The organism is Caulobacter sp. S45 (assembly GCF_009765965.1).
Taxonomy (GTDB): domain Bacteria; phylum Pseudomonadota; class Alphaproteobacteria; order Caulobacterales; family Caulobacteraceae; genus CAHJWH01.
On sequence record NZ_LMUL01000007.1, the window covers coordinates 95,341 to 120,884 of the forward strand.

Consider the following 25,544-nt stretch of genomic DNA (forward strand, 5'->3'; position numbering starts at 1 on the left):
TCTCGGAGATCGACCACGACACCGTCGCCTATCACTTCCATGAGCCGCTGGGGGTGGTCGGGCAGATCATTCCCTGGAACTTCCCGCTCCTGATGGCGACGTGGAAGCTGGCTCCGGCGTTGGCGGCGGGCAATTGCGTGGTGCTCAAGCCGGCCGAGCAGACGCCAGCCTCGATCCTTGTTCTGGCGGACCTGATCGGCGATCTGCTGCCCGCAGGCGTCCTGAACATCGTCAACGGGTTCGGCCTCGAAGCCGGCAAACCCCTGGCCTCCTCCAGCCGTATCGCCAAGATCGCCTTCACCGGCGAGACGACCACTGGCCGGCTGATCATGCAGTACGCCAGCCAAAACCTGATCCCGGTGACGCTCGAGCTTGGGGGCAAGTCGCCCAACATCTTTTTCAAGGACGTGATGAGCGAAGACGACGCCTTCCTCGACAAGGCGCTCGAAGGCTTCGCCATGTTCGCGCTGAACCAGGGCGAAGTCTGCACCTGTCCCAGCCGCGCCCTGGTGCACGAAGACATCTATGACGCCTTCATCGAAAAGGCCCTGGCGCGGGTGAAGGCCATCAAGCAGGGCGATCCGCTTGATCCTTCGACCATGATCGGCGCGCAGGCGTCCTCCGAACAGCTGGAGAAGATCCTCAGCTACCTCGATATCGGCCGCCAGGAGGGCGCCGAGGTGCTGACCGGGGGCAGGCGGGCGGAACTGAGCGGCGATCTCGCCGGCGGCTATTACGTCGAGCCGACCGTCCTGCGCGGCCACAACAAGATGCGGGTTTTCCAGGAGGAGATCTTCGGGCCTGTGGTGTCGGTCACCACCTTCAAGACCGACGAGGAAGCCCTGGAGATCGCCAACGACACGCTCTATGGCCTAGGCGCCGGGGTTTGGACCCGCGACTCCAATCGGGCCTATCGCATGGGACGCGGTATCAAGGCCGGGCGGGTATGGACCAACTGCTATCACGCCTATCCTGCCCACGCCGCCTTCGGTGGCTACAAGCAGTCGGGCATTGGCCGCGAAAACCACAAGATGATGCTCGATCATTACCAGCAGACAAAGAACCTGCTGGTCAGCTACAGCCCGAACAAGTTGGGTTTTTTCTAAGTTCTTCTACGGAACGGGGCGGCCTCGAAAGGGGTCGCCCAGATCTGGAGGCCATGATGACCTATCGGCCCGAAGGGGTGTCCGCAACACCGGCTGCGCGGAAGCTGCTCGCTGAGATCGTCGCTGACCATGGGCCAGTGATGTTCCACCAGTCGGGCGGCTGCTGCGACGGCTCCTCGCCCATGTGTTACCCCGCCGGTGAATTTCTGCTCGGCGACCACGACGTAAGGCTGGGCGATATAGATGGCGCGCCAGTCTATATCGGTGGCGCGCAAGCTGCGGCGTGGGCCGGGGCCGAGCTCATCATCGACGCGGTTCCGGGGCGCGGCGGCATGTTCTCGCTTGATAACGGTCGAGAGCAGCGCTTCCTGATCCGATCGACCCTAAGCGCGGCGTAGTAGCTTCAACGCTTCTGGATAGCGGCGCGACAGAGGCGCGTCTGCTCCGCCGTCCAGGAGGATGCGCCAGTCGCCAGAGCCTTCCGGCTCGAGAGCTCGCAAGCGTGACGGATTCACCAGCCAGGAGCGGTGCGTGCGCACGAACCCGTGGGGTTGAAGCGCCGCCTCTACGCTCGACAGGGTGACGCGCATTAGCGGGCGGCGGCCGTCGGCGAGATGGAACTCCACGTAGTTGCCGGCCGAGCGCGTGGCCAGAATATCGCCCAACGGCGTACGAATGAGCTTGGCGCCGTCGCGAATATCGAACGTCGCCTCCGCCTCGGGTTTTGAGGCCTCGGTCTGTACCGCCGCCGGCGCGGCAGGACCTCCGCCGTAGGTCCGGGCGGACAGCCGGAAGACGACGACCATGCCGCAATAGGCCAGGACGAGCTTGCGATACTCGTAGACGAGTTCCCCGAACCCGCCGAACACGTAGTGGCGGCCAAGCATAGCGAAGATGAGCTTCCGCAACACGACGAAGCCGCAGACCACCACCGCGCAGAAGACGATCGAGCCCAGAAGGTGGACGAGAGCCAACCGCAGCCACCGGCCGCGCCCGACCGGCGTGCGCACCGCCGCCAGGGCTACGGCCGGCATGGTGGCGAGGATGATCACGGCGGCGGTGTATTCAGAGACGAAGGGCTTCCAGGTTTCCAGCGAACCTCTGGCGTCGTGCAGTGCTGTGAACACGTTCACCGTCAGCAGCGTGAGGATGAAGAGGACCACGCCCCCATAAATACGCCGGGGAACTTGCAGCGGCGCGCTGCTCGTCCCTGCTGGCGCGCCGTCCGACCCTGAGGCGATCCCGCCGCCCCTCGCGGCCGGCCGCTCGTCCCGCCGCGATTGCGCCGCGGTAAGGCCATGCCTCTCTTCAGCGAACCTGATGGCCATGCCCGTCCTGATCTTGAGCGTCGCAGCCACGGTACCCGCAACTTGCACCCACGGGGAGACTTGAATGCTCAGACGACACCTGCTCAAGGGCGTCGCCGCTCTACCGTTCGCCACAGCGCTGACCGATCCGCTCGCCCGGGCGACCGCCGCCTCCGCCCTGGCGCGGCGCATCCGCCCCTCTGACCCCGCATGGCCAAGCGAAGAGAGCTGGGCGGTGCTGAGGCAGGCCGTCGGTGGGCGTCTGGTGCGGCCGAGGACCGTCTGGGCGACCTGCGCGGCCGAGCCCGCCACGCCGCAGTGCCTCGCCAGCCTCAAGATTGTGCATAATCCCCTCGCCCTCGGCGATGATCCCGGCGGGACCCAGGTGTCAGGCTGGCTCGATGCTTGGACGCCGACGGCCAGCGCCTACGCGGTGGCCGTCCGCAGTTCCGGCGACGTGGTCGAGGCTGTCAACTTCGCCCGGCGCAACAACCTTCGCTTGGTCGTCAAGGGCGGGGGGCACAGCTATCTCGGCGGCTCCAACGCGCCGGAATCGCTGCTGATCTGGACGCGCGCGATGAACCGGATCGAGTTGCACGACGCGTTCGTGCCCGCCGGCTGCGCGGTCCCGCCGGCGCCCGCGGTGACGTTGGACGCCGGCTGCATGTGGATCGACGCCTATACGCAGGTCACGACCCGGGCCGGGCGCTACGTCCAGGGAGGCGGCTGCACCAGCGTGGGCGTAGCGGGGCTAATTCAGGGCGGCGGTTTCGGCAGCTTCTCCAAACGCTACGGTTTGGCGGCGGCGAGCCTGCTGCAGGCGGAGATCGTCACCGCCGACGGCCGGTTGCGCACGGTCAACGCCAGCCAGGACGCGGACCTATTCTGGGCGCTGCAAGGCGGCGGGGGCGGCAGCTTCGGGGTGGTGACGCGGCTCACGCTCAAAACCCACGCGTTGCCAGAGCACTTCGGCTTCGTCGGCGCCAAGATCAAGGCGTCGACGCCCCAGGCCTACCGGCGGCTGGTGGCCCGGTTCGTCGCCCATTATGCGGAGGCGCTGTGCAACCCGCACTGGGGCGAAGCCTTCAACCTCTACAAAGACGAGGTGGAGGTGTCGATGGTGTGCCAAGGCCTAGACGCCGGGCAGGCCAAGGCGATCTGGGCGCCCTTCTTCGACGAGCTGCGCGCCTCGCCGCAGGACTTCACCTTCATTGAGGACGCCTATTTCGGCGTCTCGCGCGCGCAGGCCTGGTGGGACCTGAAGAGCAATCCGGCCATGATCCTGGACTCACGGAGGGACGCTGCGCCCGGTCATGGTTGGTGGCGTGGCGATCAAGAGCAGGTCTCGATGTTCCTGCACGGCTACGATTCCCAGTGGCTGCCAGCCTCGCTGCTCCAGCCTCGAGAGCGCCCGCGTCTGGTCGACGCGCTGGTGGCCGCGAGCCAGTCGATGATCGTGCGGCTGCACTTCAACAAGGGCCTAGCCGGCGCGTCGGCGGAGATAAGGGCCGCAGCCCGGCGCTGCCCGACGAATCCGGCGGTGGCCGACGCCTTTTGCCTGGCGATCGTGGCCACGGGCGGGCCGCCGCCATTCCCCAGCCTGCCGGGCCCGAAGCCGGATATGGCGGAGGCGCATCGCAACGCCCGCAACGTCGCAGCAGCTTCCACGGAGCTGAAGAGAGTCGCGCCGGAGGGGGGCTCCTACATCTCGGAGACCGACTTCTTCCGCGCGGACTGGCGTCAGGCGTTCTGGGGCAAGAACTATCGACGGCTCAAAGCGATCAAGGACCACTGCGACCCCGACGGCTTCTTCTTCGTCCACCATGGTGTGGGAAGCGAGGACTGGAGCGCCGACGGCTTCACCCGAGCCCATTCAGCTTGATGGCTGCATTGTCCCAATCGCCGGCAAACGAACGTATCGTTTCGGGCGCTGAGTCGGCGTCCTTAATGGGCGCTGAATTGTCGGCAGACTGGTTTGGAGGCGGCGTTCTCTGTCCAGGGTCATGCTATCAAGCGGGCATGCTTCCACCCGCCCCGCTCAGCCGACTTGTGCAGAATCTGGCCGAAGGGCGCACGACCAGCCGAGCGCTGACAGAGGCCTGTCTTGACGCCATCACCGATCCCGCGGGCGAGGGCGCGCTCGCCTTCCCGCACGGGGTCTCAGTCGCTGCGCTTGCGGAAGCGGACCGACAGGACGCACTACGCCGGTCGGGGCGGCCCCCGTCTCCCTACGCCGGCATCCCGATCTCCTTGAAAGACAACATCGACCAGGCGGGCCAGGTAACTCGGGCGGGCTCGCGCCTGCTTGCGTCCGAACCCGCAGCTCTCGTCGATGCGCCGGTCGCAGCGCGGCTGCGCGTAGCAGGATTGGTGGTCATCGGGCGGACCGGCATGACCGAACTGGCCTTCTCGGGGCTCGGTCTAAACCCGCACTACGGCACGCCCGCCAACCCACGCTCCACCGAGGTGCGCCGCATTCCGGGAGGTTCGTCGGCCGGCGCCGCAATCTCGGTCGCCACCGGCATGGCGGCGGCGGCGGTCGGCACCGACACCGGCGGCTCCTGCCGTATCCCCGCCGCCTTCTGCGGCCTGGTCGGTTGGAAGCCGACGGCAGGTCGTGTTCCACGCGCGGGGGTTTTCCCGCTGTCCAGCACCTTGGACTGCGTCGGCGTACTCGGCCGGACGGCGGATTGCTGCGCGGCGCTGGACGGCTTGATGTCCGGCCAGGGTTGGAGGCGTGATCACGCCATCGTACCTGGCCGCGCGCGCGTGGCCGCCTTGCAAGGCTATGTCCTGGACAGCCTGGATGAGGTCGTCGCGACGGCCTACGGTGCCGCGCTGGACCGGTTGCGGGTCGCCGGCGTGGAGATCGAAGAGGTCGAGGTTCCCGCCCTGTCCCAGGTCGCCGAGCTGAACGCACAGGGCGGCCTGTCCTCGCTGGAGCTTAGCCGCCATCTCGGACCGAGGCTGAGGGGACGAGAGCACGAAGTCGATCCCCGCGTGGCGCGCCGAATCGCGCTCGCGGCGGGCCGCCCCGCCAGCGAGCACAGCCGCATCGTCGCCGCGCGCGCCGAGCTGATGGCCAAGGTCGCACCGGCGCTCGATCGCTTCGACGCTGTGCTGTGCCCCACAACTTCGACCGTCGCCCCGCGTTTTGACGAACTCGAGCAAGATCTAGATTATGACCGGCTGAACCTGAAGGTCCTCCGCAACCCGTCGATCGCCAATATGCTCGACCGTTGCGCCATCACCCTTCCTTGCGACGAGCCTGGTCAACTGCCCGTCGGGCTCACCTTGATGGGCCGATCAGGTGGCGACCAGGATCTGCTAAGCCTTGCGTGCGCCCTCGAACTGTTGATCAGAGGGGATGCGGGAGCAAAGTCGAGTTAGACGCCGCCAACATGGCGTCGGACCAACTTCCTCCCCGGAATGCTGGCCGGTTTCGCATTTGCGCTGACAATGCCATCTGAACGTCGCCGACCGGACTAGGGCCGGCCGGCGCCGCTACGGCGCGGCGCGGTCACCTTCAGGCTGATCAGCTTGTCGAGCTTGGGGAATTTGGCGTCCAGATAGGCGTCGCCACCCTCGAACATGGCGTCCTGGTGACCGGCGCGCATACCGCTGCCGGAGGTCTCGCCATAACCCGAATAGAGGCTTTCGACCACGTCCATGCCCTGCACCACCTTGCCGAATGGAGCGAAGGCCGCCTCACCGTCGTTCTGGGCGGAGTTGTCGCGAAGGTTGATATAGACTTGGGTCGAGCGGGTGCCGGGCCCCGTGTTGGAAAAGCCGATATAGCCTGGCAGGTTGTGCTGGACGAGCGCATCGTCAGGGATGGTCCGGCCACGCCAGGTCTTGGCCATGGCCGGGTCTCCGGCAATCCCGAACTGGACCCACTTGCCCGCCACGGTGCGAAAGAAGCGGGAGTCGTCGTAGTAGTGGGCGTTGGCCAGTTCGTAGAACCGGTCTGCGCCGTTGGGCGACCAGGCGCGATGGATCTCGATTACAAACGGCCCCTTGGTGGTCGAGACGGTGACATCGAACACCTCGGGCGCATGCGGTGACGCGGGCGCGGCGGGCGCCGAGGCCTGGACAAGGATCGCGGCGGCGAGGATCGGAGCGAGCATCCAGCCAGGCTACAGGATCGCGCCCGCCCCGCCAGCCGTTTCGCGCCCGGATTCAAAGGCGAGATTCGGAGCGCGGAATAGGCCAGGAGGGTGCGAGCAGTCTCCGACGCAGGTCAGTGCGCAGCCTCGGATTGATTACTCAAAAGTCGGCTCAGGTCGATTTTCCCCACTGGCTCGCCGCCTAAAGCCGACGTTGGCCAGCTTTTGAGCGTCTCGTTCCGGATCGACACTAACTTCCGCAATAGGCGTGGAGCCGGCTTACGCTTCGCCTGCGCGCACGTGTGCCGACATGCCCTCCACGAGGGCGTCGAAAGCGATCCGTATGCGCCGGGTGGTCCGCAGATCTTCGTGCATGACGATCCAGACGTCGAGGTGAGCGACGAACGCCTCGCGCAGCACAGGTACAAGTGTCGGGTCGCGCTGTGCGATCGGGTCCTGCACCACGCCGACGCCAAAACCGGCTCGCACCGCCGCGAGTTGCGCGAGCTGATTGTCGGTTCGCAGCGTGAAGTCGGGAAGGAGAGCCAGCTCTGCATGGAACGAACGTAGGGCCGCAGCGTCCCTGTCGAAGCCGATCACCGCATGGTTTGCAAGGTCTTCGAGCTTCGCAAGCGGACCAGATCGCGCCAGGTAGTTTCGGTGTGCGTAGAGGCCCAGGCCGATGCGCCCGACCGGCTTGGCCAGCAGCGCCTTCTGTTGCGGCGGGGTCATGCGCACCGCCAGGTCGGCGTCCCGCCGGAGCAGGTCTGATGAGGCGTTGGTGAGCAGCAGCTCGAAAACCAGCGACGGCTGGCTCCAGCGTAGGGCGGCGAGAATCGATGGCAGCACCTCGGCCCCGATCACCTCGCTGGCGCTGATCCGGACCACGCCGGCGGCCGCATCCGTGGGGGCGGAGGCCGTGCGCGTCAGGGCGGCCGCCGCGGCCGCCATGGCCTGCGCGTGGGGCGCCAAGGCTTGCGCGGTCACGGTCGGCTGGAGCCCGCGCGCTGAGCGCGTGAACAGGGCGTCGGCGCCCAGCGCCGCCTCTAGCTCGGCGATGTGGCGGCCCGTGGTCGGCTGGCTCAGGCCCAGCGCCCGGGCGGCGGCGGACAGGCTGCCTTCGCGCATCACCGCGTCGAAGGTGCGCCAGAGTTCCCAATCCGGTCCGCTCGACCCCATGCAATTTTGTATAGCAGACCTACGACACTACGCAATTTCCGATTAGATCGGGCGGCCGCATCCTCGCCCTATAAGATGAGGAGCCGAAGATGGCGGAGCAGGATCGGACGGCGCTGGTGATCGGCGCCACGGGCGGTATCGGGGGCGAGGTCGCCCGTACGCTGCAAGCCTGTGGATGGCGCGTGCGGGCGCTTCATCGCGATCCCGAGCGGGCGAGGGCGAGCAATCCTGCCCTGGACTGGGTGTTGGGGGACGCAATGGATGCGGCCTCGGTAGCGCGCGCGGCCGAGGGAATGGGCGTGATCGTTCATGGCGCCAACCCGCCCGGCTACCGCAACTGGAAGGGGCTGGCGCTGCCCATGCTGGAAAGCACGATCGCCGCGGCCGCCGTCAACGGCGCGCGGGTGCTCTTGCCTGGTACAGTCTACAACTTCGGCTTCGACGCGGGCGAGGCGGTGGACGAGGCCGCCGCGCAAAACCCGACCACCCGCAAAGGCGCGATCCGGGTCGCCATGGAGCGTCGCCTGGAGGCGGCGGCGAGCGCGGGCGTGAAGACATTGATCGTGCGGGCGGGCGACTTCTTTGGCCCGCGCACCGGCAACAGCTGGCTAGCGCAAGGGATGGTTCCCACGCCGGGGCCGGTGAAAAGGATTTTCAACCCCGCGCGGGCCGGGGTCGGCCATGCCTGGGCCTATGTACCCGATCTCGCCGAGACAATGGTGCGCCTGCTGGAGCGTCGCGACGCGCTGGCGGACTTCGACGTTTTCCACTTCGCCGGCTGCTGGTTCGACGACAATCGCGAGTTCGCCGAGGCGATCCGCGGGGCGGCGGGTCGACCGCAGGCTCCGATCTATCCCTTCCCGTGGCCGGTGGTGCACGCGCTCGCCCCCTTCAACGAGACGTTCCGTGAGATGGGAGAGATGACTTATCTCTGGCGGCGTCCTCTGCGCCTGCTCGACGGCAAGCTGCGTCGTTTCTTGGGCGCCGTTCCCACGACGACGCTTGAGGAGGCGGTCGGAACGACGCTGAAAGGACTCGGGCGGCTTTCCTAGCATGCACCGATGGTCGCGATCGCGGTTCGGCGCTGGATGTCGAGGCGGGTGATCGAGCCGTCGTCCTGGTTGAGTATCCCTAGAGAGCACCGGCCTGAGGCCATGAAGCGCGGCGCCTGCCGGTGGGCGCCGCGCCGGCAGCACTCGGCCGGATCGGGCGTCGACCGGGGTCGCGATGGCGCTCTAGCCGGACGTGGGCGCCTCTGCTTCAAAAGTTCGGCCACCCGGTGGGCCGGCGTTGATCAAGGCGGAGATATGCCCACAATGGGTCAAGCGGAAGCACGGCGCAGGCGCGACGACGAGCCTCAAACTAGCTGAACTCGATGTCGGGGCGCTGAAACGATCCTAAGGCGGATAAAATCGATGGTCTCGACCTTGCCGGTCCATATACTCTGCTGTTGTACGGCCATGCTTGTTGGAGCGGCGTCCGCTTCGGCTCAGCCCCTGAATTTTCATGTGCACGAGGGGCGCAACCTCAACCTGTTCCGGCAGGATGGCGCGGTCGCCGCCCATCTGGTGCTGCGCGACGGCCTCGACCCGCGGCTGCTCGCGGCCTTCCCGGCGGGCGACAGCGGGGTCGGGGCCTGGTTCGCGCGAACGGACAGGCCCATGCACTGGCGCATCGCCGGTCCAGAGCGACCGGAGACGCGGCACGACGCTCATGGACGCCTCCTGCGCGGCATTTCCGTGGAGGTGGAGACGGACGGGCCGAAGCTGCAGCTCACCCGCGTGGTCATGGGCAGCGTACGGACGCTGCGTGATTATGAGTCGCTTCATACGGCGCCCGCCGAGCTGGACGCGCCGCTGTCGCGCCAGGATCAGACCTTTACCTGGGCCCGCGATCGCATCGACGGCGCGCCAGGCTATCTGCTGTCGGTGGCTGTGCTGGACGGCGTACTTGAGCCCGGGCCGGGCGTGGCCGTGCGCGCCGTCGCCGGCCGGCCGATCCGGTTGCGGGTCCTGTGCCTCACCGGTGAGGCCCCCCTCACACCGCTGGGCGAGGACGCCATCCTGACCCCCACCGCCGGCGCCGATCTGCGTGCGCGCCACTCTCTGGCTTTCCTGAGCTATCGCGAGAAGCTGCTGGCGGGCTCCTGGCGATTCGACACCTATTTCGGCCGTGACACCCTGATGTCGGTGCGCCTGCTGCTGCCCGTGCTTAGGCCTGAGGCGGCGGAGGCGGGGCTTGGCGCTGTGCTGGAACGGCTGTCGCCCTTAGGCGAAGTGGCGCACGAAGAAGACATCGGCGAGTTCGCCGTCCTGGACAATCTCAAGGCCGGGCGTGGGCCCGTGGCCACGCCGGTCTACGACTACAAGATGATTGACGCCGACTACATGCTGGCGCCGGTGCTGTCGGCCTATGTGGAGGCGTTCGGCGAGGCGCGGCTGGAGGCGTTCCTGGCGGGCCGCAGCGCGGACGGCGCGCGCTATGGCGACCTGTTGATCCGCAACCTACGCCATATATTGGAGACCACCCGGTCCTTCGCCGCCGCGCCTTCAGCCGGCCGCCTGTTGCACTTGAAGCCGAACGTGCCGGTGGGCCAGTGGCGTGACAGCGAGTCCGGCTTGGCAGGAGGACGCATTCCCTATGATGTGAACGCTGTGTTCGCGCCGGCCGCACTGTCGGCCATCGCCGGCCTGGAGCATGGCGGCGCGCTCCGACCCTACGCCCAGGGCGCGGAACTGCAGGACGCCGGCCGCCTCGCGGAGCTGTGGCGAATCAAGGCGCCGCCCCTATTTCGCACCCATATCTCGGGCGAAGCGGCGCGGGCGGCGGTGCGGCGGTTCGCGGCTGAATCAGGCGTCGATCCGGCGCTAGCGCTCGCCAGTCTACCCGCCGACGGCCTGAGCTTCGAGGCCCTGTCGCTGGACGCCGAAGGCCAGCCCATCCCCGTGCTCAATTCCGACGTGGGTTTCGAACTGCTGTTCGGACAGCCGAATGCGAACGAGCTGTCGCGCCTCATGGCCAATGTCATGCGCCCCTTTCCCGCTGGACTGATGACCGGCGTGGGCGCCGTGGTGGCCGACGCCGCCTTCGCCGGCGAGCCGGTCCGGCGGCAATTTTCAAAGGCGGCCTATCACGGCGCGGTGGTCTGGGCGTGGCAGGAGGCGGTCCTGATCGCCGGCCTTGACCGCCAGCTCGCACGCGCCGACCTGTCCGCCCCGCTCCACGAACAACTTTCCCAAGCCCGAGAGCAAATCTGGAGCGCCGTCGATGCGGTGGGCGAGACGCGCACGTCTGAGCTCTGGTCATGGACCTATGGGTCAGGTCGCTACCAGGTCCAGGCTTTTGGCGCGGAGGCCGCCGACGCCGACGAGTCCAACGCCGCCCAGCTCTGGAGCACCGTCTTCCTGGCGCTGAAGCCAGGGGCCACCGCCGATGCGCGCCAAGCTGAGCAATAAGAATTTGAAAAAGTTAAGCTTTATAAAATGTGACAACGCAGCAACAGTGCGCCATGGCCGTGGCGACTCGGATTGCCGTCGGAGTCCGACAGCGCTAACAGGGCCTCAACGATAAGAGTCGTCCTCAAACGGGGCGGCCGGACCGTAGGGACATCTAATCGTGAAAATTCACCTGCTGGGGACGGCGTCCGCGCCAGTTCTCGCCCTTTGCGTCACAGGGCTACTCGCGTCTTCCGTGCAGGCGCAGACACAAACCCAGGCCCCGACCCAGAACCCGGTTCCGCCTGTGGGGTCTGCCAATAGCCAGGCGCCAGCCGCCGCCAACGCTCCGCCCGAGAACACTGTGAGCACCGTGGTGGTGACTGGATCGACCTCCAAGCGCACCCTGCTGGACACCTCGGTCGCCGTCACCCAGGTCAACCAGCAGCAGCTCCAGCTCAAGGCGCCGCGCGGCACTGACGACGTGCTGGAGACCATCCCCGGCATCTATGTTCAGGCCACCGCCGGTCCCGTATCGAACAACTATTCGGTACGCGGCCTGCCCGGCGGTAGCCAGCAGTTCGTCCGCCTGATCGAGGACGGCATGCCGGCCATCTACGGTGGGCTGAACGACGACGAGGTGTTCCAGTACGACCTGTCGATCGACCGCGTGGAAGGCCTGGAGGGCGGCACCTCCGGCATCCTGACGCCCAACGCGGCGGGCGCCTCGATCAACTTCATCTCACGGGCGTTGAACTTCGACGAGGCGGGCGGCCTGATCAAGGCGACGGGTTCGACCTATGGCGAGGGCAGGAGCGACGTCTGGTTCTCCGCCCCGATCAAGCAGCTGGGCGACGGCGTGGCTTTTGCGCTGAGCGGCTTCTACGACTCCACGCCCGGCGTGCGCAGCTCGCCGTTCCGCTACGACACCTACCACCTGAAGGCGCAGTTCGAGAAAAAGTTCAATGACGGCGGGTTCGTCAAGTTCACCTACAAGCGGTGGGACGAGCACGATCCCTACTACGCAGACCAGCCCTACGCCTTCAACGGTAATACAATCTCGGGCGTGCCGGGCCTCAGCACTCAGTCCGGCAGCATCATCGGCAAGGGCTTCGGCAACATTGTCATCCCCGACTCGTGCGCCGCTAACGAATGTACCCGCAACTTCCGTGAAACGGACGGCATCCACGCCCAGGGCGACCAGTACCGGATCGACATCGACAAGCCGATCAACGACGACCTGCGCGCCTTCGCCCGGGTGCGCTACACCCAGACCAACTGGGACTTCAACGGCGTGTTCGCCGGCAGTGGCACCGGCAACAGCGGTTTGACCTCAGCGGTCAACTACCTGAACCCGGCCGCGGGGGTCGGCGGCGGCGCCGCGGTCTCTCCGATCCAGAGCCTGCTGCAGATGGGGCTGACCGCCTTCCCGGGCACGAGTCAGTTCGGCATCAAGAACCTGACCACCGGCCAGCTGATTCCGGCCAGCAACGTCGCCGCCCTCAACGCCCTGAACGGCAATGGCCTGCTCCAGCAGACCGTGCTGAACCGCCAGTTCATCAAGCTGCGCGACTGGGGCAGCGACTTCGGCTTGAAGTGGGACGCCCGCGGCGGGAACTGGAGGAACAGCCTGACCTTTGGCGGCCAGATCTACTCGCAGCATGGCGAGAACGATCAGTCGGCGGTGTCCCCGGTCACCAACGACGTCCGCAACGACTCCAACATCTACGACATTGTGGCGCTGAACGCCGCGGGTGGGGTGCTCGGCACGCTGACCAACAACGGCATTACCAGCTACGGTGATTGGGGTCAGGGCATCAACAACTGGGACCAGGACTCCGAGTCGTTCTACTTCAACGACGAGTTCACCTTCGCTCAAAAACTGCACATCGACATCGGCCTGCGCTACGAGCACGAGCACGAGATCGCCCGCACCGGCGGCAGCACGGTGGCGGCGGTGCCCGCCGGCACCCCCGGTATCATCCCGAACAACCCCAACGCCTTCGACGGCACCTATACGAAGACCTCGGGGTCGGAGAACCCGGTCAACTTCACCGTGGGCGCCAACTACACCATCACGTCGCGCCTGTCGGTCTATGCCCGTTACGCCGACTCCTACCAGACCCAGGGCGTCAACACGAAGGCGACCGGGCTGAAGCTGTACGAGGGGGGCGTCACCTTCTCCGAGCTCGGCTTCTTCGGCACCGTGCGCGGCTTTCGCACCGAGTTCGACAACACCAGCTTTGGCGGCGGGGTTGACCCGGCCAACGCGAACCTGAACCTGGGCTTCTTCGCTGACCTGATCGCCAACGGCATGGATCTGGACGTGACCTACCGTCCGACCTACGAGCCGCTGCACGGCCTGTCGATCCAGACCCAGGCGACCTACCAGACCTCGACCTTCAGCAACGTGAACCTGGGGGTGATCACCAGCGGTGGCCAGAACGTAGCGCAGCAAGCGGCGGCCTTCTACAACGGCAAGACGGCCGCGATCACCCCGAATTGGCTGTTCACTATCCAGCCGACCTACGATCTGCCCAACAACCTAGGCGCGGTCTACGTACGCTACAAGTATATCGATAGTATCTTCGCCGACAACGGCAACGCCCTTGCGCTGCCCAGCTACGGCATCCTGTCGATCGGCGGCATCTACAACCTGACGCCCAGGCTGCAGATGAATGTCAGCGTCGATAACCTGACCAACGAGCTGGGCCTGACCGAGGGCAACCCGCGCGCGGGCTTCACCCAGAACATCACGACCGGCTACTTCTACGGCCGCGGGATCGTCGGCACCAACGCCCAGTTCGCCGTGACCTACAAGTTCTAGGACGGCGGGTTCCAGCTTGGTCTAGTCTGCGGCGGCCGGCGCGTACGGCCGCCGCAAGCGTTTGAGGGGGCCGCATGAGCGACCGGCGTATCCGCAAGATCGTCATCCTGGGCGGAGGCACGGCCGGCTGGATGACCGCGGCCGCCCTGGCCAAGGTCAACAGCCCGCCCTTGTTCGACCTGACAGTGGTGGAGTCCGACGAGATCGCTACGGTGGGCGTGGGCGAGGCCACCATCCCCACGATCCACTGGTTCAACCAGCTGGTGGGCCTGGACGAAGCCGCCTTCGTGCGCGCCACCCAAGCCACCTTCAAGCTGGGGATCGAGTTCCCGGGCTGGACGGGGGACGGGACCACCTATCTGCATCCTTTCGGCCGCTATGGCGGGCCGCGAGACCAGTCGATGTTCTACCACCGCTGGATTCGCGCCTGGTTGGCCAGCCAGATCACCGAGTTCGAGCCCTTCTCCCTCGCCGCGCAACTCGCCCGCCAGGGCCGTTTCGCACGGCCCTCCACCGACCCGAAGTCGCTCGCCTCGACCCTAGGCTACGCCTACCACTTCGACGCCAGCCTTTATGGCCGCTTCCTGCGCCAGCAGGCGGAGGGAAACGGCGCCCGCCGCGTCGAGGGCAAGGTCAGCGACGTCGAGCAGGACTCGGAGAGCGGATTCGTCCGCGCCCTGACCACTGAGCGGGGTGAGCGCATCGAGGGCGACCTGTTCATCGACTGCTCGGGTTTCCGCGGTGTGCTGATCGGACAGACGCTGAAGACCGGCTACGAGGACTGGTCGCGCTGGCTGCCCTGCGACCGAGCGCTCGCCGTCCCCACCGCCAGCGTCGGCGCGCCGACGCCCTATACCCGCGCCACCGCCCGCAGCGCTGGCTGGCAGTGGCGTATCCCCCTGCAGCACCGCACCGGCAACGGGCTGGTCTATTGCAGCGAATACCTTGGCGACGCCGAGGCGGCCGATCTGCTGCTCGCCAACCTGGACGGCGAGCCCTTGGCGGAGCCGCGCCCGATCCGTTTCAGGACAGGCATAAGGTCTCGAGCGTGGAATAAGAACGTAGTGTCCATAGGGCTGTCCAGCGGCTTCCTGGAGCCCTTGGAATCCACAAGCATCCACTTCATCCAGAGCGGGATCGCCAAACTGCTGTCCCTATTCCCGACCCGCGACTGCCCGGAGGTTACCGCGGAACAGTTCAACCGCACCTACCGCGCCGACATGGAGAGCGCCCGCGACATGCTGGTGCTGCACTACCGCGCCACCAAGGGCCGCGAGGAACCGTTCTGGCGCGCCTGCCGCGATGCCGCCCCACCCGACAGTCTGCAGTTCAAGCTCGACAGCTTCGTTCAAACCGGCCGGATAGTGCTGGGCACCGACGAGCTGTTCAAGGAAGCGAGCTGGTTCTCGGTGCTGATGGGCCAGGGCGTCAGGCCCCGGGATTACAACCCCCTGGCGGACGCCTGGGACGCTGCCGCGGACCTAGCCCAACTCCAGGCTGTGAAAAGTGCGATCGCCGAGCAAGCTGGCCGGTCGGAAACGCACCAGGCTTCGCTGGAGCGCCTGCTGGCGGCGGTCGCCAGCTAGGGGGCATGGCGGGGCTGGTGCTTCCGGAGCGCCGGAGAGGTAGCGCTTAAACGACAGCGGTTGGGCCATTTTCGCTCCCATCGGCCACCCTTCGGCTCAAAGCGACAATTCCGCGTAGGACTGCCACCACCTACGGGCCGGCGGCCGTTGGTGTGAAAGAAAGTCGGCGGCAGTCACCATTCCGCAACGCTATCTGTGATTGATCCGGGCGACCCATCTCGGAAGCATCAATCATGCCCGCTCAAGCCCGTACCATGGATCAACGTGGATGGCTTAGTGACGCGACGCTAACCTCCACCCTGACGCTCCTGGCCACCGGTGTGAGCTTGCTGGAGACGCTTGAAGCGCTTGTTCGCGGCATAGAGGCCGAGCATCCCGAACTTCTTTGCAGCGTTCTCCTGCTCAATGACGCGGGTACGCATCTGCAACTCGCGGTCGCCCCAAGCCTTCCTGCCTTCTACAACGCCGCCGTCGATGGCTTGGCGATCGGTCCTGACATTGGGTCCTGCGGCACGGCGGCTTACACGGGCCGTCGCGCTATCGCTGAAGACATTCTGACCGATCCCCGGTGGGTCACATTCACCGCGATCGCTGTGCAAGCGGGCCTACGCTCTTGCTGGTCGGAACCGATCATCGGCTCAACCGGCCGCACGCTTGGTACATTCGCCATGTATCAAGGCCAGCCGAGCACGCCGAGCGCACAGGACATCCAATCGATTACGGCCGCAGCGCAGCTCGCCGCGATAGCCATCGAGCGCAGGCAAGCCGAGGAAGCGCTCAGGGCGAGCGAGGCGCTCGCACGACAGGCGCTGGAGGAACGCGCGCTACTGTCGGAGACCGCGGGCGTCGGCACCTGGTCTTATGATCCACGGACCGATGCGCTCAGGTGGAGCGCGGAATGGTTAGAGGCGCTGGTGAGCGACGAAACCACCATGAAGACGGGAGCGGGCGTCCTGTCGCTCTGCCATCCGGAGGATCTCCCCGTAATGCGCGCGGTCATGGGGGCTGCGATCATGGACGGCGCCTCCGGCGGGTTCAGCCACAGGCTACGCAGCGATAGTGAGGGTTGGATTCATGCGCGCGTCCATGTCCGCGCCGAGGCGATTGAGGGTGGTCTGCACATTGTTCATGGAATTTCCCAGAACACGACTGAGTTGGTAAGGGCGCGGGACGCGGCGCTCGAGAGCGAGGTCCGTAGCCAGCAGGCCCAGGGGGATGCGGAAGCGTTGGCTCAGCGGTTGAAGGTCGCGTTACGGGCGGCGGAGGCCGTCGTTGTAGAGGTCGATTACCATGACCAAAACGTCTGGGTTTCCCCGCATTTCGTAGACTTGGTCGGACGTTCGCTCACCTATCCGGAAGCCCGGCAGACGGTCTGGCCCTTCGTGCATCGCGAGGACGCGTCCCAGGTCACAGCCGCCGTCCACGGGTGGCTGATCGGCGCTCCGTGCGAGCCGATCGAAGTCCGTATCCTGCGGCCCGACGGGGCGGAGCGGTGGATGAGGATCTGCACCGAGATCGAGAAGGATGTCGGTGGCCGCTGGCGGCGCACCATTAGCTTGCTCCTCGACATCGACGAGCGAAAGCGCCAGGAGCTTGCGCTGATCGCCGCGGAGAGGGCCGCCCAAGCTGCTGCGGAAGCCAAATCGACCTTTCTGGCTAACATGAGCCATGAGATCCGCACGCCGCTAAACGGGGTTGTGGCGGTGGCGGAGATGCTGGCTCGCGCCGACTTGCCGCTGAAAGCGCGGGAGATGGCCGAGATTATCCGATCCTCCGGCGACACGCTGCAGCGACTGTTGTCCGATATCCTGGATGTGGCCCGCATCGAATCCGGCAAGATCGCCGTTGAGGCAGCGCCGTTCCACATCAGTAAGATGGTGCGCGCGGCGGCGGCCTTGTCGCAGCTCAAATGTGACGAAAAGGGTGTGCGCTTGACCGTTAGAGTCGCGCCGGAGGTGGACGAGGTGGTGATCGGCGACGCCGTGCGGGTCCGTCAGGTGGTGACCAATCTGCTCAGCAACGCCGCCAAGTTCACCGAGCGGGGCGAGATCACCCTGGCCGTCGACCGGACCGCCCTGGGCCGGACGCGGTTTTGCGTCACCGACACCGGCGTCGGCTTCGACATGGCCGACAAGCCCAAGGTGCTGGGCCGCTTCCAGCAGGCCGACAATTCCATAACGCGCCGCTTCGGCGGGACAGGATTGGGCTTATCCATCTGTTGCGAGCTAGCGGCTTTGATGGGCGGCGTTCTGGATTGCGACAGCACGCCCGGGCGCGGTTCGCGCTTCTGGCTGGAGCTGCCGATGGAAGCCGCGTCCGACGAGATTGGGCCCGTTGTGGAGGATGTGACCGACGCGCCATCTGGCGAGGCGCTGCACATCCTGCTCGCGGACGACCATCCTACCAATCGCAAAGTGGTCGAACTCATGCTCGATGGCGGGCTGGCTGAACTGACCTCCGTGGAGGATGGCGCGCAGGCGCTGGAGATGGTCCGCAAGCGCCGGTTCGACCTGATCTTGATGGACATGCAGATGCCGGTCATGGACGGGCTGACCGCCATTGAGGAGATTCGCCGGCTTGAGGACGATCGGGGCGCCGAACGCACGCCGATCATCATGCTCACCGCCAACGCGCTTCCCGAGCACGTCGTGAGCGCCATAGCCGCCGGAGCGGACCTGCATCTGGCCAAACCGTTCACCGCCTCCGCCCTGTTTGAGGCGATCAACGCCGCCCTGTCTGAAACATGCCAGCAGGAGGTCGCAGCCTAAGGGGAGGCGGCTCTGTCAGGCGAAATGCCCCCTACGGTAAGGGGTGTCGATTGAGGGAAGGGGGCTGCCCCGCCGAAAGATCCCACCCAGCCCATGGCGGTAGTTGCAAGGGCGCGACCGACGACTATTTTCCGGTCAGCCTGTCGAAGGCCGGAACGTCGTTCGTCTTTAATGTCCGCCACGCCATGAGTTGCTGGTCGGATTTGGCCTTCAACTCGGCGAACATCTGCTGGTCCTGACTGGTCGGTTCTGCATCTCCGCTCCCGACCAGATTGCCGAGCGCGGCTAGCATGTTGTTGAGCTGGACCGGATAGTTCAGCGCGTCCTCCGATGCGTGGGCGCGCGGCTGGATCAGCACCTCCTCGATCCCGGTCATCTTGCGGTCCAGCGCATCGGCGGCGGCGGCGACTTGGCTGGCGTCAGGCTTGGCCGCCGACGCCTTGACGGCTTCGTGGATGCGGTCACGTACGGCCCGGATGTCGAGCACCGCCTCGTGCACCGTGGTCAGTTCGGCGTCGATGGCTGAGTGCAGTTCGAACTGCTTGCGGTACTGCTCCGGGGTGATGGTCTCGCGCGGGTCCGCAACGATCTCCAGCGGCTGGGTCTGGCTGGCGCCGTCCACGGTCAGGCGCACCTGGTAGCGGCCCGGCATGGCCTTCGGGCCGGCGACGCTGCCCGCCCAGAGCGGTGAGTGCGGGATCGCGACGGCGCTCTCGTAGCGCAGGTCCCAGGCGAACGAATTCAACCCGGCGAAGTGCGACAGCTTCACCGCCTTCGGGCTGCGAGGACCTTCGTCTTCATCCTCATCGGCGTCGTCGGCCACCGGCGGCTTGGGCGTGGGGAAGGTACGGACCACATGGCCGCCGGCGTCGAGGATCTCGATCTTCAGGCGCGAGGCCCAGGGATCGGGCTTGGCGTCCTTGTGGCCGCCGTCCTTCTTGTTCTCGGCCTTCTCGTCGCCGTCCTTCTTGTCCTTGTCCGATTCGGCGCCGGGGGCAGGACGCGGGGAGCCGACGGAGGCGGCGAGGGTGTAGAAGACCTGGGCGCCGGTCGGCGGGTTGGGCGCACTGGGGTCGCCCTCGCCGCCGCCACGGCCGCCGAAGCTGGTATGGTTGGCCGCCGCCGGTCGGAACAGGTGGGCCTTTTCGCCAGCCGCCGCCTCGGACCATTGCCGGACGGGCGACAGGTCGTCGATGATCCAGAACGAGCGGCCGTGGGTGGCCACCGCCAGGCTGTCGCCGTGCACCACCAGGTCGTGCACCGGGACCACCGGCAGGTTCAGCCGCAGCGGGCGCCAACGCGCGCCGTCATCGAACGAGACGAACACCCCTTGCTCGGTGCCGGCGTACAGCAGGCCTTTGCGCGCGGGATCGGCGCGCACGACGTGGACATAGGCGCCCTCGGGGATGCCGTTGGCGATCGGCGTCCAGGTCTTGCCGAAGTCCTCGGTGCGGAAGGCGTAGGGCTTGAAGTCGTCCAGGCGGTGGCGGTCGGCGGCGACGTAGGCCGTGCTGGGCGCATGGGGATCGGCCTCGACCATATCGACCGTCGCCCATTCGGGCATGGCCTTGGGCGTGACGTCCGCCCAGACGCCGCCGCCGGTCTGGGTGATGTGGATCAGGCCGTCGTCGCTGCCGGTCCAGATCAGGTCCTTCTGCACCGGCGATTCGGCCACCGAGAAGATGGTCCCGTAGGTCTCGACGCTGGTGTTGTCCTTGGTCAGCGGGCCGCCGGAGGACTGCTGCTTGGTCTTGTCGTTGCGCGTCAGGTCCGGTGAGATCACCGTCCAGCTGTCCCCCTGGTCCAGTGAGCGGAACAGCACCTGGGCGCCGAAGTACAGGGCGTGCGGTGCGTGGCGCGACACCATGATCGGGGCGGTCCACTGGAAGCGGTATTTCAGATCCTGCGGCGCCCAGCCCATGGTGTTGCGCGGCCAGGGCGTGATCTGGCGCGAGGTCGCCGTGCGATGGTCGAAGCGGGTGATCTCCGCGTCGTAGCCGCCGGCGTAGACGATCTCGGGATCGGTCGGATCGGGCACGACATAGCCGCTCTCGCCGCCGCCCACCTCGTACCAGTCCTCCAGGCCCACTCCGGAGCGGCCGGCCGTGGCGGTCTCCACGGTGGTGTTGTCCTGCTGGGCGCCCATGATGTGGAAGGGGAACCGGTCGTCGGCGGCGATGTGGTAGAACTGGGCGGTCGGCTGGTTCAGCTCGGACGACCAGGTCTCGCCGTTGTCCAGTGATACGTTGGCCCCGCCGTCGTTGCCCTCGACCATGTGGCGGGTGTCGGTGGGGTCGATCCACAGTTCGTGGTTGTCGCCGTGGCGCGGATGCAGGGTCTTGAAGGTCTTGCCTGCGTCGGTGGAACGATAGAGTCCCGTGTTGAGCACATACAGGGTGTCGGCCTTCTTCGGGTCGGCGAACACGGTGTTGAAGTACCAGGCGCGCTGGCGATAGTCGTTCTTGTCGTTGATCAGGGCCCAGGTCTTGCCGCCGTCGTCGCTGCGATACAGGCCGCCGTGCTTGGCCTCGATCATGGCGTAGACGCGCTTGGGGTCCGGGGTCGGGGCCACGTTGATGCGGCCGAGGATGCCTTCGGGCAGGCCGCCGCCGCTCAGCCGGGTCCAGGTCTCGCCACCGTCGACGGACTTGTACAGGCCGCTGCCGGGACCGCCGCTCTCCATGATCCAGGGCTTGCGGTAGGCCTGCCACATGCCGGCGTAGAGCACCTTGGGATTGGATGGGTCGAAAGCCACGTCCGAGGCGCCGGTCTTGCGGTCGACATAGAGCACCTTCTTCCAGGTCGCGCCGCCGTCGACGGACTTGAAGACGCCGCGCTCCTCGTTCTCGCCGAAGGTGTGGCCCAGGGCGGCCACGAAGACGATATTGGGGTTGGTCGGGTCGACGATGATCCGCCCGATCACCTGGCTGTCGCGCAGGCCCGAGAAGCGCCAGGTCTTGCCCGCGTCGGTGGACTTGTAGAGCCCATTGCCGGTGAGGACGTTGCCGCGGATGTTGATCTCGCCGGTGCCGACGTAGATCGTCTTGGGGTCCGACCGCGCCACAGCGATTGCGCCCACCGCGGGCGAGGCCTCGGGGAAGTCGTCCCACAGCGGCTTCCAGACCACGCCGCCGTCGGTGGTCTTCCACAGTCCGCCCGACGCCGCGCCGAAATAGTAGGTGGACGGATCGCCCGGCACGCCCGCGACCCCGGTGACGCGACCGCCCCGGAACGGTCCCACCAGGCGATACTTTAAGCCGGTGAACGGCGAGGTGGGGGCTTGTGAGGGCTTCTGGGCGAGCGTGGCGGCATGCGCCACGGAAACGGCCCCGGCCGATGCAAACAGGACCAAGGCGAGCAAGCGCTTCGACGTCACCGGTTCATTCCCCCAAAACGTATATAGTCGGCGAAACGTAACGGTCGCTTCGGAGAAGTACAGGGCTGACGTCGTATGGCGGCTCGACGAGGTCGTCACCTCACCTCCAGCGGAGACGATGCGCCGGCGTCACGTGATCGCGTCCACCTTGATCGTCACGAAGCCATGCCCACACTTCGGCGTGCCGCGACGCTGCGCACGCCTCCCTGCTGGAGGGCGGACCGCCGTTTTTTGGGTTGGAGGCCGTCCGCCATCTTAAGCGGGTCACTGTCCCTCGGCGACCCACTTCAGCGTCGCCAGCCAAAGATCATGGCCGCGGTGCATCAAACTCTCATCGGTCTGGCGCAGGTTAGCTGCATCCTTGCCGATGCCGACTTCGTCCATGATCACCAAGCAATCCGAGCCTTGCGGAGTCAGATACCAAGTGTGGTAGAAGCTCGGTTGAGCGCCCGGCGCATAGCCATACCAGCCCAGGCGGGTGTCGGGAGCATATTCGTGGACCTTGCTCTCCAACGGCAGCCCGAAAGTCTCCCAGCGCCATGTCGTACCGTCGCCAAGGACTTTGGCCCCATTCAGGAGCTTGACGTTCTTGGAGTTCGGATACCATTGCGGCCATGCTTGGGCATCGACGATATGTCCCCAGATCTTTTCGCAGGTCGCATGGATCAAAAGGGAATTGTGCGAGAAGAGGTCGGCCTTTTCCGGGTCGAAGCCCGCGGGCCAGTGGATCTCCTTCGCGCGGGTCGCAAGGTCGTGCTGCATGGTCATATGGATCGCCTTTGCTGAGTTGGCGTGAGTTTGACGGGGTTGAGCCCAGACGGGTGCTACGGCGAGCACAAGGGCGGCCAGCGCCGATCCGAAAAGGGCCTGGCGAACGCCGGCTTTTGTTTGGGGTCTCATGAAGGCTTCCTCCTTGGCGCCAGCGGAATGTGCGCCCAGATCCTCCATGAGGAAAACGTCGTTATGTCAGGAAACTTATGACGTGATATCAGCAATGGGGTGGCGTCGTGTTGCCGCTGGCCAATGATTGTGGATTGCGGACATGTCCTGCGATGGACGCCTGCTGTCGGGCGTGAGCGTCCTCGCCGCGACCGCGGAAGCCGGCGGCGTTGCTGCATGGCGTCGGGACAGCCGCGCCCCTAAATTCGAAGGATGCAGTTGCCTCAGCCGAGTCTGTTCGAAGCCGATCCTCGCCTGCCCTTGGGCTTCGTGCACCAGCCCGAGGTGCTGTCCCAGGCAGAGGCTGATGAGCTGGTCGACAAGCTCGCCGATCTCAACTTCGAGCCGTTCAGGTTCAGGGGGTTTGTCGGCCGAAGGGAGGTGGTGTCGTTTGGCTGGCGCTACGACTTCGACCGCGGCAAGCTGCTGGAGGCCGACCAGATCCCTGCCTTCCTGGAGCCGGCCCGGCGCATAGCCGCCAGCTTCGCGGGCCTGGCGCCGGACGCGCTTGGGCAGGTCCTGATCAACCGGTACGCCGCGGGGGCAGGGATCGGCTGGCATCGCGACCGGCCCCAGTTCGAGGATGTCGTGGCGCTGTCGCTCGGTGCGCGGGGCGTGCTGCGCTTTCGGCGGCGCAGGGGGAGCGGGTGGGAGCGCGTCTCGGTTGCGGTCGAGCCGCGCTCGGCCTACCTGCTGCGCGGGCCGTCCCGCACGGAATGGGAGCACAGTCTGCCCGAGGTCGACGCGTTACGGTTCTCGATCACGTTCCGCACCCTGAGGCGTCCGGTGGTCTGAAAGCGGCGCGACGCTCGAGAGGGTGACGTAAAGCTCGGACTCGATGGTCCACTGGCCCACGGACTTGCGCCACACCGCCAGATAGAGTCCCGACAGCGTCGATTGGGACGCTTTCCAGGCCCCGACCCATCGGCCGTTTTCCGCAGCCCGTCGACCCTCCTGATCGACGGCGACGGTGTCGCAGGTGCGCACATAGCTGATGAAGCCGGGCTCGCGGAACTGGGCGGCGAAGGCGTCGATCACCTGGTCCGCGCCAGCGATCAGCGCGCCGTCACCTGCAATCAGCTTCACCTCCGGATGGAGGAAGGGGCGCAAGCGCGCGGCCTGATGGCTGGCGATGATCTTGTTGGTCAACCGCCGCCGGGCGCGGATCGCGTTCTCCGCCGTGGTCATGCGCTCGCTCCTCATACCGGTCGTACGGCCCATACATCACAGCGTGGGTCTCAGCGCACGGGGGGCGTGGCTCTGTTTGCTCCGAAAGAGGCGTCCGCTCAACGGCCAGGGTCTGACGCAGATCCGCCGAGCAGCGAACCAAACGGGGGAGGGGGTCTTTCAAAAGTCGCTTTGCCCGTCGGATGTGCGCTCGGCCCCCTCGGCTTCTCCGCTTGCATTGGCGACGGCGGTCTCATCTTCAGGCTTCTTAATCCGGCGTGGCGCGTCAGGTTTGGTTCGATCGGGACCCTGGGCGGGCGCCGGAGGCGAGCCATTTTCGTCGGGCTTCCGCGGGCTCATGCTGGCTCCTTAGCTTCTGCTCCATAAGGCGAAGGCGCGAAGTCCATCTACGTTCCGTGGACGCGCCAGCTTGCGTGTTGATGGCATTGCATGGACGATGCTGATCAACCAGCAATCGCGCAGTGTTGATCTAAATCTTATGGCTTTCAGTTGAGGAGGGGTGGAACAATTCCTCGGGTCTTAAAAGCCTGGAGGATAAGCCTTCGCTATGGTGTCGCGTTAAAAAGCGTTCGAGGGTCTGGCGGTTCGGCTCTAAGCCATAGGGCCAGAAGTCCTCGCCCATCAGTTGTCTTGCCTCAGCGAGCCGCTCTTCTACAAACGGTAGCGTCACCTTAGTCGCGGATGTGTCGCTGAGCTTCTCCAACGCCTGTGTCTTCGAGAGCTCGAAGGCTTTGACGACGGCGGCCGGAAGCCATGGATGCGCTTCAGCCACGTCTTTTCGGACGCCCAGCACATGCATGATGGGGAAAATCCGCGTGCGCGCGTACCAGTCGGCCGCGGCTTTCTGTGGATCGGGGAAGAGATAGCCCACGTGCGGGGCTTTTCTATAGAAGCAGGACGGCGCCCGGGGGCCGATGAGGGCGTCTATCTCGCCATCGGCCAGCATGTCGGAGATCGTCGCACCCGCTGGAGCGTTCTCCAGGCGGACGTCCGAAGGCAGGTCGAGCGCGATCTTCTCGATCCTGTCCGGCTGATCGTAGCCGCCGCGCACCCAGGTCACGTCCGAGGCCTTGAGGCCATAATCCTCTTCAAGGATCAGGCGGGCCCAGACATTCGCGGTCAGCTGGTACTCCGGTAGTCCGATCCGTTTGCCGTGGAGGTCCTCCGGGCGCCGGATACGATCGGTGCGGACGTAGATCGAGGTGTGCCTGAAGGCTCGTGATGGAAACACCGGCACGGCGATGTAAGGACAAGCATCTGCTGCGGTCTTGACGCAATAGCTGCTCATCGACAATTCGCAAATGTCAAATTCACCATGCCTGAATGCACGGAAGAATATTTCCTCCGGTTCAAGCAGCATTATTTGGGCATTGACGGCATCTATCTGCACCGACCCATCCACGAGGGGCCGCATCCTGTCGTAGTCCCCGATGGCCACCGAAAGGTTAAGCTTCGACATCGTTCACCTCTTTAGGCGGAAGGGCGGGCATCGCGTCGCCAATGTAAAGGGCCATCCGCCGAAAACCGCAACCGCACGTCTGTCCCTACGGCCGCCTTCCTCCGGTCGGCCCGGCTGCGTCGCCTTGACAGAGGATACACGCCCAATGATAAAGTTCGTTTACGAGCTTTTTTGTTCGCGTATCGCCCAAAAGCGAACCGCAATCGTGAGGTCCGATGCCCTCGACTAAGCAGGCCGGGACAATCGCAAGCCGCGTTTTGGGCCGCCGC

General features: G+C 65.9%; 17 protein-coding genes. 10 read left to right on the forward strand and 7 right to left on the reverse strand.

Features of this window, described 5'->3' with window-relative positions; translation table 11 throughout:
• Together adh and GSQ87_RS04215 are read left to right on the forward strand one after the other, a co-directional pair.
• Positions 1 to 1,106, forward strand: a 1,106-nt coding sequence (adh, locus tag GSQ87_RS04210; protein ID WP_158913515.1) for an aldehyde dehydrogenase, incomplete at its 5' end; no start/stop codon positions are given.
• Between the two features lie 56 nt (positions 1,107 to 1,162).
• Positions 1,163 to 1,504: a DUF779 domain-containing protein gene (locus GSQ87_RS04215; RefSeq protein WP_158913517.1), complete on the forward strand. Its 342-nt coding sequence runs from the start codon at positions 1,163 to 1,165 to the stop codon at positions 1,502 to 1,504.
• On the opposite strand, the gene GSQ87_RS04220 is transcribed toward GSQ87_RS04215, so the two are convergent.
• On the reverse strand, positions 1,490 to 2,434 hold the full coding sequence (locus GSQ87_RS04220; protein ID WP_158913519.1) for a LytTR family DNA-binding domain-containing protein: 945 nt from the start codon (positions 2,432 to 2,434) through the stop codon (positions 1,490 to 1,492). The two genes, GSQ87_RS04215 and GSQ87_RS04220, sit on opposite strands and share 15 nt — an antisense overlap.
• Before the next feature lie 64 nt (positions 2,435 to 2,498).
• On the opposite strand from GSQ87_RS04220, the gene GSQ87_RS04225 reads away from it, so the two are divergent.
• Entirely contained in the window at positions 2,499 to 4,295 is a 1,797-nt protein-coding gene (locus tag GSQ87_RS04225) for an FAD-binding protein (protein ID WP_158913521.1), read from the forward strand.
• A gap of 137 nt (positions 4,296 to 4,432) precedes the next feature.
• A complete protein-coding gene (locus GSQ87_RS04230) occupies positions 4,433 to 5,803 on the forward strand; it encodes an amidase (protein WP_158913523.1) in 1,371 nt (456 codons plus the stop codon).
• A gap of 95 nt (positions 5,804 to 5,898) precedes the next feature.
• Here GSQ87_RS04230 and GSQ87_RS04235 read toward each other — a convergent pair whose 3' ends face one another.
• Together GSQ87_RS04235 and GSQ87_RS04240 are read right to left on the reverse strand one after the other, a co-directional pair.
• A complete protein-coding gene (locus GSQ87_RS04235) occupies positions 5,899 to 6,540 on the reverse strand; it encodes a peptidylprolyl isomerase (protein WP_158913524.1) in 642 nt (213 codons plus the stop codon).
• A 258-nt stretch (positions 6,541 to 6,798) separates the two neighbouring features.
• Positions 6,799 to 7,698 (reverse strand): LysR family transcriptional regulator, encoded by a 900-nt coding sequence (locus tag GSQ87_RS04240; protein WP_158913525.1) that lies wholly within the window; start codon positions 7,696 to 7,698, stop codon positions 6,799 to 6,801.
• Positions 7,699 to 7,787: 89 nt separating this feature from the next.
• Here GSQ87_RS04240 and GSQ87_RS04245 point away from each other — a divergent pair, with 89 nt between their 5' ends.
• From GSQ87_RS04245 to GSQ87_RS04265, 5 genes are all read left to right on the forward strand, one after another.
• Complete coding sequence (locus tag GSQ87_RS04245; protein WP_158913526.1) at positions 7,788 to 8,750, forward strand: NAD-dependent epimerase/dehydratase family protein; 963 nt, start codon at positions 7,788 to 7,790, stop codon at positions 8,748 to 8,750.
• Between the two features lie 363 nt (positions 8,751 to 9,113).
• Positions 9,114 to 11,153: a hypothetical protein gene (locus tag GSQ87_RS04250; RefSeq protein ID WP_158913527.1), complete on the forward strand. Its 2,040-nt coding sequence runs from the start codon at positions 9,114 to 9,116 to the stop codon at positions 11,151 to 11,153.
• Positions 11,154 to 11,496: 343 nt separating this feature from the next.
• Entirely contained in the window at positions 11,497 to 13,959 is a 2,463-nt protein-coding gene (locus tag GSQ87_RS04255; RefSeq protein WP_216838981.1) for a TonB-dependent receptor, read from the forward strand.
• A gap of 74 nt (positions 13,960 to 14,033) precedes the next feature.
• Positions 14,034 to 15,545 carry a tryptophan halogenase family protein gene (locus GSQ87_RS04260; protein ID WP_158913531.1) on the forward strand — a complete coding sequence of 504 codons (1,512 nt, stop codon included), beginning with the start codon at positions 14,034 to 14,036 and terminating at the stop codon, positions 15,543 to 15,545.
• 233 nt (positions 15,546 to 15,778) lie between these two features.
• Positions 15,779 to 18,313: an ATP-binding protein gene (locus GSQ87_RS04265; RefSeq protein WP_158913533.1), complete on the forward strand. Its 2,535-nt coding sequence runs from the start codon at positions 15,779 to 15,781 to the stop codon at positions 18,311 to 18,313.
• Positions 18,314 to 18,437: 124 nt separating this feature from the next.
• Here the strand turns inward: GSQ87_RS04265 and GSQ87_RS04270 are convergent, their stop codons facing one another.
• On the reverse strand, positions 18,438 to 21,689 hold the full coding sequence (locus GSQ87_RS04270; protein WP_158913535.1) for a glycosyl hydrolase: 3,252 nt from the start codon (positions 21,687 to 21,689) through the stop codon (positions 18,438 to 18,440).
• A gap of 264 nt (positions 21,690 to 21,953) precedes the next feature.
• Positions 21,954 to 22,637, reverse strand: a complete 684-nt coding sequence (locus GSQ87_RS04275) for an SRPBCC family protein (RefSeq protein ID WP_158913538.1) — start codon at positions 22,635 to 22,637, stop codon at positions 21,954 to 21,956.
• Positions 22,638 to 22,847: 210 nt separating this feature from the next.
• Here GSQ87_RS04275 and GSQ87_RS04280 point away from each other — a divergent pair, with 210 nt between their 5' ends.
• Complete coding sequence (locus tag GSQ87_RS04280; protein WP_254062740.1) at positions 22,848 to 23,423, forward strand: alpha-ketoglutarate-dependent dioxygenase AlkB; 576 nt, start codon at positions 22,848 to 22,850, stop codon at positions 23,421 to 23,423.
• On the opposite strand, the gene GSQ87_RS04285 is transcribed toward GSQ87_RS04280, so the two are convergent.
• Both GSQ87_RS04285 and GSQ87_RS04290 read right to left on the reverse strand, forming a co-directional pair.
• The gene (locus GSQ87_RS04285; protein WP_158913544.1) at positions 23,376 to 23,816 is read right to left on the reverse strand and encodes a nuclear transport factor 2 family protein; all 441 of its coding nucleotides are present in this window, start codon (positions 23,814 to 23,816) and stop codon (positions 23,376 to 23,378) included. The two genes, GSQ87_RS04280 and GSQ87_RS04285, sit on opposite strands and share 48 nt — an antisense overlap.
• Positions 23,817 to 24,285: 469 nt before the next feature.
• Positions 24,286 to 25,275 carry an ABC transporter substrate-binding protein gene (locus GSQ87_RS04290; protein WP_158913546.1) on the reverse strand — a complete coding sequence of 330 codons (990 nt, stop codon included), beginning with the start codon at positions 25,273 to 25,275 and terminating at the stop codon, positions 24,286 to 24,288.
• Positions 25,276 to 25,544: the final 269 nt, after the last annotated feature.

What these genes read in the sequence shown, in the direction of transcription:
- GSQ87_RS04240 (WP_158913525.1), bottom strand. Translation starts at nt 7,698, where the DNA reads ATGGGGTCGAGCGGACCGGATTGGGAACTCTGGCGCACCTTCGACGCG.
- GSQ87_RS04225 (WP_158913521.1), top strand. Translation starts at nt 2,499, where the DNA reads ATGCTCAGACGACACCTGCTCAAGGGCGTCGCCGCTCTACCGTTCGCC.
- GSQ87_RS04245 (WP_158913526.1), top strand. Translation starts at nt 7,788, where the DNA reads ATGGCGGAGCAGGATCGGACGGCGCTGGTGATCGGCGCCACGGGCGGT.
- GSQ87_RS04290 (WP_158913546.1), bottom strand. Translation starts at nt 25,275, where the DNA reads ATGTCGAAGCTTAACCTTTCGGTGGCCATCGGGGACTACGACAGGATG.
- GSQ87_RS04275 (WP_158913538.1), bottom strand. Translation starts at nt 22,637, where the DNA reads ATGGAGGATCTGGGCGCACATTCCGCTGGCGCCAAGGAGGAAGCCTTC.
- GSQ87_RS04260 (WP_158913531.1), top strand. Translation starts at nt 14,034, where the DNA reads ATGAGCGACCGGCGTATCCGCAAGATCGTCATCCTGGGCGGAGGCACG.
- GSQ87_RS04285 (WP_158913544.1), bottom strand. Translation starts at nt 23,816, where the DNA reads ATGACCACGGCGGAGAACGCGATCCGCGCCCGGCGGCGGTTGACCAAC.
- GSQ87_RS04215 (WP_158913517.1), top strand. Translation starts at nt 1,163, where the DNA reads ATGACCTATCGGCCCGAAGGGGTGTCCGCAACACCGGCTGCGCGGAAG.
- GSQ87_RS04220 (WP_158913519.1), bottom strand. Translation starts at nt 2,434, where the DNA reads ATGGCCATCAGGTTCGCTGAAGAGAGGCATGGCCTTACCGCGGCGCAA.
- GSQ87_RS04235 (WP_158913524.1), bottom strand. Translation starts at nt 6,540, where the DNA reads ATGCTCGCTCCGATCCTCGCCGCCGCGATCCTTGTCCAGGCCTCGGCG.
- GSQ87_RS04230 (WP_158913523.1), top strand. Translation starts at nt 4,433, where the DNA reads ATGCTTCCACCCGCCCCGCTCAGCCGACTTGTGCAGAATCTGGCCGAA.
- GSQ87_RS04250 (WP_158913527.1), top strand. Translation starts at nt 9,114, where the DNA reads ATGGTCTCGACCTTGCCGGTCCATATACTCTGCTGTTGTACGGCCATG.
- GSQ87_RS04265 (WP_158913533.1), top strand. Translation starts at nt 15,779, where the DNA reads ATGCCCGCTCAAGCCCGTACCATGGATCAACGTGGATGGCTTAGTGAC.